The organism is Mesorhizobium sp. KR2-14, from assembly GCF_040049255.1.
Lineage (GTDB): Bacteria > Pseudomonadota > Alphaproteobacteria > Rhizobiales > Rhizobiaceae > Pseudaminobacter.
Map to the genome: position 1 here is coordinate 48,926 of NZ_JBDZDR010000003.1, position 14,187 is coordinate 63,112.

Below are 14,187 nucleotides of genomic sequence, written 5' to 3' on the forward strand. Positions count from 1 at the left end.
TCCCGCGAGCGTCGCCTTATTGGCAGGAGGCACCCAGCGTTGGCAATATGCCCTCGGAAAAGCCGTACATATAGCTGCGCCCCTTCACGAGAACCGGCGGCGCATAGCAATAGGGCTCGCCCGGCATAGGGGCGCCCGGTTCGGATTGCGCGATTTTCGGCTCGCTCTTTCGCGGGCCTTCGGCAAGCCGGCGGGCAATACGGCCCTGTCCCACGACGATCCGCTTGTAGCCCGATGCGCTGTCGATGATGATGTTGCCGAAAGTATCGGCATAGGTAAGGTCGCGGATGCGGTTGTCGGCGAAGGCCGCCGTCGCGAAGGCCGCAAGTCCGATCGACAGGACCGGCAGAACGAGCATTCTCGGACCTCTTGCACCCATGGGGCTGCCTCCCTCACCGCAGTGGATTTCCGCGCCGAGAATTAACTTTTTCGAAGCCTTTGTTAAGGGCCAGGAGCGAAAAAGCGGCCGGAACACCGCTGACGCGTCCTGCTGTCGGAGTGCAATGAGGCCGCGGCGACCTGCCCATGACGCGGGGACCGCCGAACCGCTGCCGCTGATTCGCCCCAAGCGTGCGGTGCAGCAAAGAAACATGGCAACCACATGGTAGTTTCCTGCAGCATTCTACCGGCCAGCAGCCGGTCCTGGACATGACTTCAATCGGTTGAAGCAAGATCAGTGACTTGAACGCCCATGCCTTTGGATCAAATTGGCGAGCGGAAATGCCATCCGGCTTTGACGCGGTGCAAAAAGCGCATTAGAACGCCGCTATCCTAAGTCGCATTCCGGGAAGAGCATGCCGTTTTTGCGCGTCGAAATGTCCGTGCGCCGGAAAGGGGAGCCATGAGCAAGATACCAGCCACCCAAGCAAGGCCGCTTTCGCCGCATCTGACGATCTACAAGCCGCCGATCACGATGACGATGTCGATCATGCACCGCATTACCGGCGGCGCGCTTTATTTCGGCACGCTGCTGGTCGCCTGGTGGCTGGTTGCGGCGGCGACATCTGAAAGCTACTTCAATTTTGTCGACTGGATTTTCGGCTCCTGGATCGGCCGGCTCGTACTGTTCGGCTACACCTGGGTCCTGATGCACCACATGATGGGCGGCATTCGCCACTTCATCTGGGACGCCGGCTTCGGCCTTGAAAAACACACCGCCTCGAAGATCGCCTGGGCCACCATCGTCGCGTCGGTGCTGCTGACGCTGGCCATCTGGATCATCGGCTATATGGCGCGGGGAGCCTGATCATGTCGGACATGCGTACACCCCTCAAAAAGGTTCGCGGACTTGGCTCCGCCCATGAAGGCACCGACCATTTCTGGCGCCAGCGACTGACGGCGGTGGCCAACGTGCCGCTCACCCTGTTCTTCGTCGGCCTGCTCGTGGCGCTAAACGGCGCGGGCTTCGCCGAGGTCCGCGCCACGCTCTCCAATCCGTTTGTGGCGCTGGTGCTCATTCTGATGCTGCTTTCGGCCCTCTATCACATGCGGCTCGGCATGCAGGTCATCATCGAGGACTATGTGCACAATGAGGGAACGAAGGTCGTCCTCATCATGCTCAACACCTTTTTCACGATCGCGGTAGGCGTCGCATCCATCTTCGCCCTGCTCAAACTAGCATTCGGGGGCTGACCAGTGGCCAAGGACATCACAGGCAACGGCAAGGCATCGGCCGGCAAGAGCTACACCTATGTCGACCACAAGTTTGACGTGGTGGTTGTTGGCGCCGGCGGTTCGGGCCTGCGCGCGACCCTCGGCATGGCCGAGCAGGGGCTGAAGACGGCCTGCATCACCAAGGTCTTCCCGACCCGCTCGCACACGGTGGCGGCGCAGGGCGGCATCGCCGCCTCGCTCTCCAACATGGGCCCCGACAACTGGCAGTGGCATATGTATGACACGGTCAAGGGCTCCGACTGGCTCGGCGACGTCGATGCCATGGAATATATGGTGCGCCAGGCGCCGGCCGCGGTCTACGAACTCGAGCACTACGGCGTGCCGTTCTCGCGCACCGAGGAAGGCAAGATCTACCAGCGCCCCTTCGGCGGCCACATGCAGAACTTTGGCGACGGCCCGCCGGTGCAGCGCACCTGCGCGGCCGCCGACCGTACCGGCCACGCCATCCTGCACACGCTCTACGGCCAGTCGCTGAAGCACAACGCGCAGTTCTTCATCGAGTATTTCGCGCTCGACCTGATCATGACCGACGGTGTCTGCACCGGCGTCGTTGCCTGGAACCTCGATGACGGCACCATCCACCGCTTCTCGGCCAAGATGGTGGTTCTGGCCACCGGCGGCTATGGCCGCGCCTATTTCTCGGCCACTTCCGCGCACACCTGCACCGGCGACGGCGGCGGAATGGCGGCCCGCGCCGGCCTGCCGCTCCAGGACATGGAGTTCGTGCAGTTCCACCCGACCGGCATCTACGGCTCCGGCTGCCTGATCACCGAAGGCGCCCGCGGCGAGGGCGGCTATCTGGTGAACTCCGAAGGCGAGCGCTTCATGGAACGCTACGCCCCCTCGGCCAAGGACCTTGCCTCGCGCGACGTGGTTTCGCGCTGCATGACGCTGGAAATCCGCGAGGGACGCGGCGTCGGCAAGAACAAGGACCACATCTACCTGCACCTCGACCATCTGGACCCCGCCGTGCTGCACGAGCGCCTGCCGGGCATTTCGGAATCGGCCAAGATCTTCGCCGGCGTCGACGTGACCCGCGAGCCGATCCCGGTTCTGCCGACCGTGCACTACAATATGGGCGGCGTTCCCACGAACTATTGGGGCGAGGTGCTGAACCCGACCCCCGACAACCCCGACCGCGTGCAGCCCGGCTTGATGGCCGTGGGCGAAGCCGGTTGCGCCTCCGTCCACGGCGCCAACCGTCTCGGCTCCAACTCGCTGATCGACCTGGTGGTGTTCGGCCGTGCCGCCGCCATCCGCGCCGGCGAGGTGATCGACCGCGCAGCACCCATTCCGGCGATCAACGAAAAGGCCGTCGAGAAGATCATGGATCGCTTCGACCGTCTGCGCCATGCCAATGGCGGCACGCCGACGGCCGTGCTGCGCGAGAAGATGCAGCGCACCATGCAGGAAGACGCCGCCGTGTTCCGCACCCAGGAATCGCTGGAGCAGGGCTGCCAGCGCATGTCGGCGCTGTGGGGCGAACTGAAGGACCTCAAGGTCACCGACCGCTCGATGATCTGGAACTCCGATCTGGTGGAAACGCTGGAATTGGAAAACCTGATGGCCAATGCGTTGCCCACCGTCTATGGCGCCGAAGCCCGCAAGGAAAGCCGCGGCGCGCATGCCCGCGAGGACTTCTCCTCGCGCGACGACGCCAACTGGCGCCAGCACACGCTGGCCCATGTCGCCGAGGACGGAAAGGTGACGCTGAGCTACCGCCCGGTGCACACCGAAACGCTGCTGCCGGAAGCAGAAGGCGGCATCAGCCTGGCCAAGATCGCGCCCAAGGCGCGCGTGTACTGATTACGGGAGATCGAGATGGTTGAACTGGCTCTTCCCAAGAACTCCCAGATCAAGCAGGGCAAGACCTGGCCGAAGCCTGAAGGCGCGACCAACCTGCGCGAGTTCCGCATCTACCGCTGGTCGCCGGACGACGGCGAGAACCCGAGCATCGACACCTATTTCGTCGACATGGACGATTGCGGGCCGATGGTGCTCGACGCGCTACTCTGGATCAAGAACAAGATCGACCCGACGCTGACGCTGCGCCGCTCCTGCCGCGAAGGCATCTGCGGTTCCTGCGCCATGAACATCGACGGCTCGAACACGCTCGCCTGCACCAAGGGCTGCGACGACATCTCGGGTGCGGTGAAGATCTACCCGCTGCCGCATATGCCGGTGGTGAAGGACCTTGTGCCCGACCTCACCAACTTCTACGCCCAGCACCGCTCGATCGAGCCGTGGCTCAAGACGGTGTCGCCGGAGCCAGCCAAGGAGTGGCTGCAGAGCCACGAGGACCGCGCCAAGCTGGACGGGCTCTACGAGTGCATCCTGTGCGCCTGCTGCTCCACCTCCTGCCCGAGCTACTGGTGGAACGGCGACCGCTATCTGGGCCCGGCCGTGCTGCTGCAAGCCTATCGCTGGCTGATCGATTCCCGCGACGAAGCGACCGGCGAGCGCCTCGACAACCTCGAGGACCCGTTCCGGCTCTATCGCTGCCACACGATCATGAACTGCACGCAGACCTGCCCCAAGGGACTTAATCCCGCCAAGGCGATCGCGGAGATCAAGAAGATGATGGTCGAGCGCCGGGTTTAAGCCTTCGGGGACTCCCCTTCCGGATCGATGTTCCGGAAATCCGATCAATAGAGCGCAATGACCTCCGTCGTTGCGCTCTATTTTGTTTGAGGGCGGTCATTTCCAAAGGTCGATCTCGGTTGGGCTTCGCCTTAAGCCGAATTGCGGCAACGTTGTTGCCCGCGCCATTTTGTGCCAATAGCTGCGGCATGGAAACGACAGACCTCCCCATCCTCACCCCCGTCGAAGCCCGTGTGCTTGGCTGCCTGATCGAGAAGAAGGAACTGACGCCGGACGTCTATCCGCTGACCCTCAATGCTGCCCATTCCGCCGCCAACCAGAAGACGGCCCGAGAGCCGGTCATGGCTCTGGAGCAGATGGAGGTGCATCGTGGGCTGAAGTCACTCGAGCAGAAGGGCCTGGTCCGCCAGGTGTTCGGTTCGCGCGTGGAGCGGTACGAGCATCTTGCCGCGCAGCGCTTTTCGCTTACTTCGCCGCAGATCGCCATTCTTGGCCTCCTGCTTCTGCGCGGGGCCCAGACGGCCGGGGAGTTGATGGCCCGCAGCGAGCGCATGGCCCGTTTCCAGTCGCTGGAAGACCTGCGCACGGAACTCGACATGCTGATCGGCAAGCGTCCGGCGCTGGTACAGGAAATCGGCCGTGGCCCAGGCCAGCGCGAGGACCGGTATGCGCATCTCCTGAGCGGACCGATCGATGTCGCCGCACTTGCGGCGCAGCGCGGCCCGACGGCCATGCCGGCGTCGGACCTCGAAGCGCGACTGCAGGCGCTGGAGGAAGAGGTCGCGGCCTTGCGCGCCCGCCTTGACGCGCTGGGCGGCTGAGCGAACATTTTTGCACGGAACGGCGAGACGGCAGGTTCGCGACCACGGAACACAAAAGCCCGCATGGGCCCGACCCGTGCGGCTTTTTTCTCGGCCGATTCATCACATGAGCGTGTTCCGGCTTGATTTCAGAAGCTTGCACTGCTCCGATGCTTGTCGCTGCAGGAGGAGCTTTTTCATGTCGCGTCATGTCCTTTGCCTCAGCGCTGCCTTGCTCGCCCTGACGCCCTTCGCTGGCGCGCAGGCAAAGACCCAGACGGCCATCTTCGCCGGCGGCTGCTTCTGGTGCGTGGAAAGCGACTTCGACCACGTGCCCGGCGTGATCGCCACCACATCCGGCTATATCGGCGGCAAGAACGACCACCCGACTTATGAAAACCACACCGCAGCCGGGCATCGTGAGGCGGTGAAGATCGAGTTCGACGATTCGAAGACCAGCTACGCCAAGCTGCTCGACGCGTTCTGGCATTCGGTCGATCCGACCGACGGTGGCGGCCAGTTCTGCGACCGCGGGCACAGCTACACCACCGCCATCTACGCGGTGAACCAGGAACAGCTTGCGGAGGCCGAGAAAGCCAAGACCGCGATAGCGGCGGCGCTGAAGAAGCCGATCGCCACCGAAATCGTCATGGCGCCGACCTTCTGGCCGGCCGAGGACTACCACCAGAACTATTACAAGAAGAACCCGATCCGCTACAAATACTACCGCTATGCCTGCGGGCGCGATGCGCGCGTGCAAGAGGTATGGGGCAAGGCGGCGCACGAGGGGATTGCGGCACACTGACCCGCCAAACGAAAACGGGCGCCTTACGGCGCCCGTCTCGTTTCCGGAGAGAGATTTCCGATCAGATGTGGATCGGCTTGAAGAAGGTCGCCAGCGCGGCTTCCTTGACCGCTTCCGACATGGTCGGGTGCGCGTGGCAGGTGCGGGCAAGGTCTTCCGCCGAGCCGCCGAATTCCATCAGCACCGCCGCCTCGTGGATCATCTCGCCAGCGCCGAAGCCGACGATATGAGCGCCAAGCACCTTGTCGGTCGTCTTGTCGGCCAGGATCTTCACAAAACCGTCGGTGTGCAGCATGGCGCGCGCGCGGCCATTGGCGGTGAAGGGGAACTTGCCGACCTTGTATTCGACGCCGGCCTTCTTCAGCTCTTCCTCTGTCTTGCCGACGGAAGCCACCTCCGGGCTCGTGTAGACCACGCTCGGGATGACGTCGTAGTTCACATGGCCGGCCTGGCCGGCGATGATCTCGGCCACGGCCACGCCTTCATCCTCGGCCTTGTGGGCGAGCATCGGCCCGGCAATCACGTCGCCGATCGCATAGATGCCCGGCACGTTGGTCTGCAGATGTGCGTCGATCTTCACGCGGCCGCGCTCGTCCATCTCGACGCCGGCTTCCTTGAGGCCAAGCCCGTTGGTGTAAGGCGCGCGGCCGGTGGCAACGAGCACCACGTCGGCCTCGATGGTTTCGGCGTCGCCGCCCTTGACCGGCTCGAAGGTCACGCTCGCGCCCTTGTCCGTCCTGGCAACGCCGGTCACCTTGGAGCCGAGCTTGAAGGCAAGCCCCTGCTTGCCCAGCATGCGCTGGAACTGTTTTGCCACCTCGCCGTCCATGCCGCCGAGGATGGTGTCGAGATATTCGACCACGGTGACCTTGGCGCCCAGACGCGCCCAGACTGAGCCAAGCTCCAGGCCGATGACGCCGCCGCCGACCACCACCATGTTCTCCGGCACCTTGTCGAGTTCGAGCGCGCCGGTGGAGGAGACGATCACCTTCTCGTCGATGTCGACCTTCACGCCGGGGATGCCCGCAACATCGGAGCCCGTGGCGATGACGATGTTCTTCGTCTCGATCTCCTGCACGCTGCCGTCTTCCGCCGTGACGGAAACCTTGCCGGCCGAAACGACCTTGCCGGTGCCGCGGAAACTGTCGATCTTGTTCTTCTTGAACAGGAAGGCCACGCCGCTGACATTGGCCGCCACCGTCGTGTCCTTGTGCGCCAGCATCTTCTTCAGGTTGAGCTTCGGCTCGACCTCGACGCCAAGCGTGTCGAAGGAATGGCTGGCCTCGGCAAACACCTCGGACGCATGCAGCAGTGCCTTGGAAGGGATGCAGCCGATGTTGAGGCAGGTGCCGCCGAAGGTTTCGCGCTTCTCCACCACGGCCGTCTTCAGGCCGAGCTGTGCTGCCTTGATGGCGCACACATAGCCGCCCGGGCCCGAACCGATCACCACCACATCATATGCCATTTCTCTGTCCTTCTGCCTGGCGATCAGCGACCGCCGCTTACGTTCAAAATTCCGCCCGTCGTATAGGATGCCTCGTCCGACAAGAGCCAGAGCACGGCACGGGCAACTTCCTCAGCCTTGCCTTCCCGCTTCATCGGCACGAAGCCGCGTATCGCCGCAATGCGATCCGGCTGGCCGCCGGAGGCATGGATCTCTGTATCGATGATGCCCGGCCGCACGGCGTTGACACGAACGCCCTCCTCCGCCACCTCCCGGGCAAGGCCTATGGTGAAGGTGTCTATCGCGCCTTTGGAGGCGGCGTAGTCGACATATTCGCCCGGCGAGCCGAGCTGCGAGGCCGCAGAAGAAATGTTGACGATGGCGCCGCCCTTGCCGCCATGAAGCGTCGACATGCGCTTCACCGCCTCGCGGGCGCACAGCATCGAGCCGATGACGTTGACGCGCATCATGCGCTCCAGGCGCGCCGCGCTCATTTCGTCGACGCGCGCCTTCATGTCGACGATGCCGGCGTTGTTGACGAGCCCGTCGAGCCGTCCGAAGGCACGGTCGACCGCCTCGAACATGGCAACGACATCGGCTTCGCTGCCGACATCGCCCTTGACCGCGATCGCCTTGCCGCCATCGGCCTCGATCTCGCGCACAAGTGCAGCGGCTGCCGCATCATTGGAAGCGTAGTTGACCGCGACCCGATAGCCGGCCTTGGCGGCGAGCCGGCAGACAGCGGCGCCGATGCCGCGCCCGCCGCCCGTCACCAGCAGAACCCGTTCGCCAGCACTCATTCCTGACAACCCTGAAAGGCGAAGACGTCCCACGGCAGCCTGGAGAAGCCGCCTTGCTCATAGGCCGAGGAAAAGCGCAGCGAATAGGCGAGGTCGGGGAAAATGAGCGTCTCAGGCGCATCAGCCTGTTCCGCCGGCAGCAGATCGATCTTGCCGGTCTTGTCGCTGGAGTAGATCACGCCCTGCCAGACCGTGCAGGCCGCCAGTTCTTCGCCGGTCACGTCGCCCTCCGGGCACTTGTACATCAGCATGCCGTTCGGTCGCGCGACGGCGTCGCTCCACATCACGATGCCATCCAGCACCACGTCATTGTCGAGCGCCATGCGGAAGCGATTGCTCACCGCCCCCTCGCCGCGCGGCACGAAATCGATCGTGGCCGCCTTGTCGCGATCGCCATAGACGGCAAGCTCCATCGGGCAGGCTGCTGATGCAGCGCCTGCAGGCAGCGCGCCGGCACTGCCCGCCAGCGCCAGCGCAACATTCCGAAGCATGACCAGCCCCCGTGCCCCCATCACCACCCCGTTTCGAGCGGTGCGTTGAAGGCCCAGACATGGCGACCGCCCTTGGCGCACAGATGCACCTGGATCGGCGAGATGTCGGGTTTGAAGGCCATTGATCCGCTCCTGTCGGCAGCAAGCCTAGCGCATGACCCTGCAAACCGGAATCGGTTTTCGGAAAAGGCTCATGCGTCGTTCCAAGCAGAAGCCGCGGCGCGTCCGAACGAGCGAGCGCGCCGGCGCTTCGTGTGGCCGGACCTTAGAGGTCCAGCACCAGGCGTTCCGGGTCCTCCAGGCTTTCCTTGACGCGTACCAGGAAGGTCACGGCTTCCTTGCCGTCGACGATGCGGTGATCGTAGGACAGCGCCAGATACATCATCGGGCGGATGACGATCTGCCCGCCGACGACCATCGGCCGCTCCTGGATCTTGTGCATGCCGAGGATGCCGGACTGCGGTGCATTGAGGATCGGCGTCGACATCAGCGAGCCGTAGACGCCACCGTTGGAGATGGTGAAGGTACCGCCCTGCATGTCGGCGACCGAGAGCTTGCCGTCGCGCGCGGCGATGCCGAGGCGGCCGATTTCCTTCTCGATCTGGGCGATCGACATCTGGTCGGCGTCACGCACCACCGGCACCACGAGGCCCTTTTCGGTGCCCACAGCCACGCCGATATGGGCGTAGTTCTTATAGATGATGTCGGTGCCGTCGATCTCGGCATTGACCGCCGGGATTTCCTTCAGCGCATGCGTCACGGCCTTGGTGAAGAAGCCCATGAAGCCGAGCTTCACGCCGTGCTTCTTCTCGAACACGTCCTTGTACTTGGCGCGCAGATCCATCACAGCCTTCATGTCCACCTCATTGAAGGTGGTGAGCATGGCGGCGGTCGACTGGGCGTCCTTCAGGCGGCGCGCGATGGTCTGGCGCAGCTTGGTCATGCGCACGCGCTCTTCGCGCACCTCGTCGGCCGCCGGTGCCGGCGCACGCGCGACGGCGGGAGCCGGTGCGGCCGCAGGAGCAACCGGCGCGGCCGCGATACCCTTCGCGATCGCGCCGAGCACGTCGCCCTTGAGCACCTGGCCGCGCTTGCCGGAACCGGCAATCTGGTCGACAGCGAGGTGGCTTTCAGCGATCAGCTTGGCGGCAGCCGGCGCGGGCGGCATCTTGCGCTCCTCGATCGCGCTGGCACCGGCGAGCCTGGCGGTCATTTCGACCGCTTCGCCCACGGTCGCCGCGGCGGCGGCGGCAGCCGGCTTTGCTTCAGCCGCCGCACCTTCCGAGATGGTGCCGAGCAGGGCGCTGACGCCTACGGTGTCGCCTTCCTGCACGGCGATTTCCGCCAGCCGGCCGGCGGCGGGGGCCGGCACTTCGATCGTCACCTTGTCGGTTTCGAGCTCCACCAGCGGCTCGTCCGCGGCGATCGCGTCGCCGACCTTCTTGAACCACTTGCCGATGGTTGCCTCGCTGACGGATTCGCCAAGGGTCGGGACGCGGATTTCGGTAGCCATTGTTTTTGCCTATCCGTTTTCTGAACTGAGTAATTATTCGCCGAGAGCGTCGTCCAGGAAAGCCTGGAGTTGCTCGAGATGCTTCGACATCAGGCCGGTGGCGGGCGATGCCGCCGCCGGGCGGCCGGTGTAGCGCACCCGCTGATGCTTGGCGTCGATATGCGCCAGCACCCATTCCAGGTACGGGTCGATGAAGGACCAGGCGCCCATGTTCTTGGGCTCTTCCTGGCACCACACCATTTCCGCACCGCGGAAGCGCGACAGCTCGGTGATGAGCGCCTTGGCCGGGAACGGGTAGAGCTGTTCCACCCGCAGCAGGTAGATGTCGTTGATGCCGCGCTTCTCGCGCTCCTCGTAGAGGTCGTAATAGACCTTGCCCGAGCAGAGCACGACACGGCGGATCTTCGAATCCTTGACCAGCTTGATCGGCTGATCGGGCAGGAACTGCGCATCGTCCCACAGCAGGCGGTGGAACGAACTCTCGGCCGACAGTTCGGCCAGCGTCGAGACCGCGCGCTTGTGGCGCAGCAGCGACTTCGGCGTCATCAGGATCAGCGGCTTGCGGAAGTCGCGCTTCAGCTGACGCCGCAGGATGTGGAAGTAGTTCGCCGGCGTGGTGCAGTTTGCGACCTGCATGTTGTCTTCCGCGCAAAGCTGCAGGAAGCGCTCCAGCCTTGCGGAAGAGTGCTCCGGCCCCTGCCCTTCGAAGCCGTGCGGCAACAGGCAGACCAGGCCCGACATGCGCAGCCACTTGCGCTCGCCCGACGAGATGAACTGGTCGAACACCACCTGCGCGCCATTGGCGAAGTCGCCGAACTGGGCTTCCCACAGGGTCAGCGCCTTCGGATCGGCCAGCGAATAGCCGTATTCGAAGCCGAGCACGGCCTCTTCCGAAAGCATGGAGTTGATGACTTCGTAGTTGGCCTGGGCGGGCGACAGGTTGTTGAGCGGAATGTAGCGGCTCTCGTCGCGCTGGTCATAGAGCACCGAATGGCGCTGCGAGAAGGTGCCGCGCTCGGAATCCTGGCCCGACAGACGCACCGGATGCCCCTCGAGCACGATCGAGCCGAAGGCCAGGGCCTCGGCCGTCGACCAGTCTAGCCCCTCGCCCGATTCGATCATCTTGCGGCGAGCATCGAGGAAGCGGACGATGGTCCTGTGCGCCTCGAAGCCGGCAGGCACCTCGGTCAGCTTCTTGCCGATCTCCTTCAGCGTCTTCACCGGCACGGCGGTCTTGCCGCGGCGCAGCTCATCCTGATTGTCGGCCGCACGCAGGCCCGACCACGCGCCGTCCAGCCAGTCGGCCTTGTTGGGCTTGTAGCTCTGCCCGGCCTCGAACTCGGCCTCCAGATGCGCGCGCCACTCGGCCTTCATCTTCTCGATTTCGGCCTGCGTCACCAGCCCTTCGGCGATCAGCTTCTCTGCGTAGAGCTGGAACGTCGTCTTGTGGTTGCGGATACTGCGATACATGATCGGCTGGGTGAACGCCGGCTCGTCGCCCTCGTTGTGGCCGAAGCGGCGATAGCAGAGCATGTCCACAACCACCGGCTTGTGGAACTTCATGCGGAATTCGGTCGCCACCTTGGCGGCGAAGACCACCGCTTCCGGGTCGTCGCCGTTGACGTGGAAGATCGGCGCCTCGATCATCTTGGCCACGTCCGACGGATAGGGCGAAGAGCGCGAGAAGCGCGGGTTGGTGGTGAAGCCGATCTGGTTGTTGATGATGAAATGCAGCGTGCCGGCAACGCGGTGGCCGCGCAGGCCGGAAAGCCCGAGGATTTCAGCAACCACGCCCTGCCCGGCAAAGGCGGCATCGCCGTGCAGCAGCAGCGGCAGCACCTTGGCGCGCTCTTCCAGCGGCACGATCTCGTGGCGCGGGTTGCGGCCGTAGAGCTGGTCCTGCTTGGCACGGGCCTTGCCCATCACCACCGGGTCGACGATTTCCAGGTGAGAGGGGTTGGCAGTCAGCGACAGGTGAACCTTGTTGCCGTCGAACTCGCGGTCCGACGAAGCACCGAGGTGGTACTTCACGTCGCCCGAGCCTTCGACGTCGTCCGGGGCGAAGGAGCCGCCCTTGAATTCGTGGAAGATGGCGCGGTGCGGCTTGGCCATCACCTGCGACAGCACGTTGAGGCGGCCGCGATGGGCCATGCCGAACACGATTTCCTTCATGCCCAGCTGGCCGCCCCGCTTGACGATCTGCTCCAGCGCTGGGATCAGCGACTCACCGCCGTCGAGGCCGAAGCGCTTGGTGCCCTTGTACTTGACGTCGATGAACTGCTCGAAGCCTTCCGCCTCGAGCAGCTTGTGCAGGATCGCCTTCTTGCCCTCGGCGGTGAAGGCGATGCCCTTGTCCGGGCCCTCGATGCGGGCCTGGATCCAGGCCTTTTCCTCGGGGTGGGAGATGTGCATGAACTCGACGCCGAGCGTCGAGCAGTAGGTGCGCTGCAGGATGTCGAGCATCTCGCGGATGGTCGCGTATTCCAGCCCCAGCACGTGGTCGATGAAGATCTTGCGGTCGTAGTCGGCCTCGGTGAAGCCGTAGGAGGCCGGCGAAAGCTCGTCGTAGTCCTCGATCGGGTTGGCGATGCCGAGCGGGTCGAGCTTGGCGTGCAGGTGGCCGCGCATGCGATAGGCGCGGATCATCATGATGGCGCGAACCGAATCGCGGGTGGCCTGCAGCACGTCCTTGTCGGACAGCGGCTCGCCCTTGGCGACGGCCTTGTCCTTCACCTTCTTTTCGATGTGCTTCTCGATCAGGCCCCAGTTTCCGTCCAGGGCGGACACCAGCTCGCCATTGACCTGGAGCGGCCAGCCATCCTTTGCCCAGGAGGCGCCCCGCGCGTTCTTGCGGATGTCGCCGGCATCATCCTTCAGCGAACCGAAGAATGCCTGCCACTCAGGGTCGACCGACTGCGGATCGTCCTGGTAGGCGGCATAGAGGGCGTCGATGTAATCGGCGTTGCCGCCATAGAGGAACGAGGTGAGAGAAAATTGGTCGTTGACCTGATCTTGTCGCGACATACTAACTCCGGAGCCTGCCGCTCCGTCTCCTTGCCTAGCATGCGGCCACCGCCGCGAATGAACGGTTTCCCGTCCTTTCTCGAACTTGAATGCGCCGGCCTGATGACCGTCCGGCGCATTGCAGAGGCTCAGCCCTTGAGCGCCTCGACGAGCGTGGTGCCGAGACGGGCCGGCGACGGAGAGACGCGGATGCCCGCGGCTTCCATTGCCGCGATCTTGTCCTCGGCGCCGCCCTTGCCGCCGGAGATCACCGCGCCGGCATGGCCCATGGTGCGGCCGGGAGGGGCGGTGCGGCCGGCGATGAAACCGGCCATCGGCTTCTTGCGCCCGCGCTTGGCCTCGTCGATCAGGAACTGGGCAGCGTCTTCCTCGGCCGAGCCGCCGATCTCGCCGATCATGATGATCGACTTGGTTTCGTCGTCGGCCAGGAACATCTCGAGCACGTCGATGAATTCCGTGCCCTTGACCGGATCGCCGCCGATGCCCACCGCCGTGGACTGGCCGAGCCCGGCATTCGTCGTCTGGAACACCGCTTCATAGGTAAGCGTGCCCGAGCGCGAAACCACGCCCACCGAGCCCTTGCGGAAGATGTTGCCGGGCATGATGCCGATCTTGCACTGGTCGGGCGTCACGATGCCGGGGCAGTTCGGGCCGATCAGACGCGACTTCGACTTTTCCAGCCGGGCCTTGACCTTGACCATGTCGGCCACCGGGATGCCCTCGGTGATGCAGACGATCAGCGGGATCTCGGCCTCGATCGCCTCAATGATCGCGGCGGCAGCGCCTGCCGGCGGCACATAGACCACCGATGCGTTGGCGCCCGTGCGCTCCCTGCCCTCGGCAACGCTGGAAAAGATCGGCAGCGCTTCGCCCCTGGAACCGGTCCAGGTCTCGCCGCCCTTCTTGGGGTTGATGCCGCCCACCATCTGCGTGCCGTGATAGGCCAGCGCCTGCTCGGTGTGGAAGGTGCCGGTCTTGCCGGTCAGGCCCTGAACCAGAACCTTGGTGTTCTTGTCGATGAGAATGGACATGAGC

13 protein-coding genes are annotated in these 14,187 nt (G+C 64.3%); 6 read left to right on the forward strand and 7 right to left on the reverse strand.

All coding sequences use genetic code 11. From position 1 onward, the window contains the following. Positions 1-16 precede the first annotated feature (16 nt). Positions 17-358, reverse strand: coding sequence for a hypothetical protein (locus ABLE86_RS09245; RefSeq protein ID WP_348778660.1), 342 nt, complete (start codon positions 356-358; stop codon positions 17-19). A gap of 483 nt (positions 359-841) precedes the next feature. Between ABLE86_RS09245 and sdhC the strand changes: the two genes are divergently transcribed. The 6 genes from sdhC to msrA all read left to right on the forward strand — a co-directional run bounded on the left by sdhC (position 842) and on the right by msrA (position 5,880). Beyond that, positions 842-1,246, forward strand: coding sequence for a succinate dehydrogenase, cytochrome b556 subunit (gene sdhC, locus ABLE86_RS09250; RefSeq protein ID WP_348778661.1), 405 nt, complete (start codon positions 842-844; stop codon positions 1,244-1,246). A 2-nt stretch (positions 1,247-1,248) separates the two neighbouring features. Continuing rightward, positions 1,249-1,632, forward strand: coding sequence for a succinate dehydrogenase, hydrophobic membrane anchor protein (gene sdhD / locus ABLE86_RS09255; RefSeq protein WP_348778662.1), 384 nt, complete (start codon positions 1,249-1,251; stop codon positions 1,630-1,632). 15 nt (positions 1,633-1,647) lie between these two features. Then, positions 1,648-3,480 (forward strand): succinate dehydrogenase flavoprotein subunit, encoded by a 1,833-nt coding sequence (gene sdhA / locus ABLE86_RS09260; RefSeq protein ID WP_348779200.1) that lies wholly within the window; start codon positions 1,648-1,650, stop codon positions 3,478-3,480. Between the two features lie 15 nt (positions 3,481-3,495). Next, positions 3,496-4,275: a succinate dehydrogenase iron-sulfur subunit gene (locus ABLE86_RS09265; protein WP_348778663.1), complete on the forward strand. Its 780-nt coding sequence runs from the start codon at positions 3,496-3,498 to the stop codon at positions 4,273-4,275. Between the two features lie 188 nt (positions 4,276-4,463). Beyond that, positions 4,464-5,096 (forward strand): DUF480 domain-containing protein, encoded by a 633-nt coding sequence (locus ABLE86_RS09270; protein WP_348778664.1) that lies wholly within the window; start codon positions 4,464-4,466, stop codon positions 5,094-5,096. A 178-nt stretch (positions 5,097-5,274) separates the two neighbouring features. Further along, a complete protein-coding gene (msrA, locus tag ABLE86_RS09275) occupies positions 5,275-5,880 on the forward strand; it encodes a peptide-methionine (S)-S-oxide reductase MsrA (protein WP_348778665.1) in 606 nt (201 codons plus the stop codon). 61 nt (positions 5,881-5,941) lie between these two features. Here the strand turns inward: msrA and lpdA are convergent, their stop codons facing one another. From lpdA to sucD, 6 genes are all read right to left on the reverse strand, one after another. Then, positions 5,942-7,345 carry a dihydrolipoyl dehydrogenase gene (gene lpdA / locus ABLE86_RS09280; protein WP_348778666.1) on the reverse strand — a complete coding sequence of 468 codons (1,404 nt, stop codon included), beginning with the start codon at positions 7,343-7,345 and terminating at the stop codon, positions 5,942-5,944. A 23-nt stretch (positions 7,346-7,368) separates the two neighbouring features. Further along, a complete protein-coding gene (locus ABLE86_RS09285) occupies positions 7,369-8,124 on the reverse strand; it encodes an SDR family oxidoreductase (protein WP_348778667.1) in 756 nt (251 codons plus the stop codon). Continuing rightward, positions 8,121-8,615: a hypothetical protein gene (locus tag ABLE86_RS09290; protein WP_348778668.1), complete on the reverse strand. Its 495-nt coding sequence runs from the start codon at positions 8,613-8,615 to the stop codon at positions 8,121-8,123. Before ABLE86_RS09290 ends, ABLE86_RS09285 begins: the two co-directional genes overlap by 4 nt. Positions 8,616-8,880: 265 nt before the next feature. Further along, the gene (gene odhB / locus ABLE86_RS09295) at positions 8,881-10,128 is read right to left on the reverse strand and encodes a 2-oxoglutarate dehydrogenase complex dihydrolipoyllysine-residue succinyltransferase (RefSeq protein WP_348778669.1); all 1,248 of its coding nucleotides are present in this window, start codon (positions 10,126-10,128) and stop codon (positions 8,881-8,883) included. Between the two features lie 33 nt (positions 10,129-10,161). Continuing rightward, complete coding sequence (locus ABLE86_RS09300; RefSeq protein ID WP_348778670.1) at positions 10,162-13,152, reverse strand: 2-oxoglutarate dehydrogenase E1 component; 2,991 nt, start codon at positions 13,150-13,152, stop codon at positions 10,162-10,164. A 128-nt stretch (positions 13,153-13,280) separates the two neighbouring features. After that, positions 13,281-14,183 carry a succinate--CoA ligase subunit alpha gene (gene sucD, locus ABLE86_RS09305; RefSeq protein WP_348778671.1) on the reverse strand — a complete coding sequence of 301 codons (903 nt, stop codon included), beginning with the start codon at positions 14,181-14,183 and terminating at the stop codon, positions 13,281-13,283. Between the last annotated feature and the right edge of the window lie 4 nt (positions 14,184-14,187).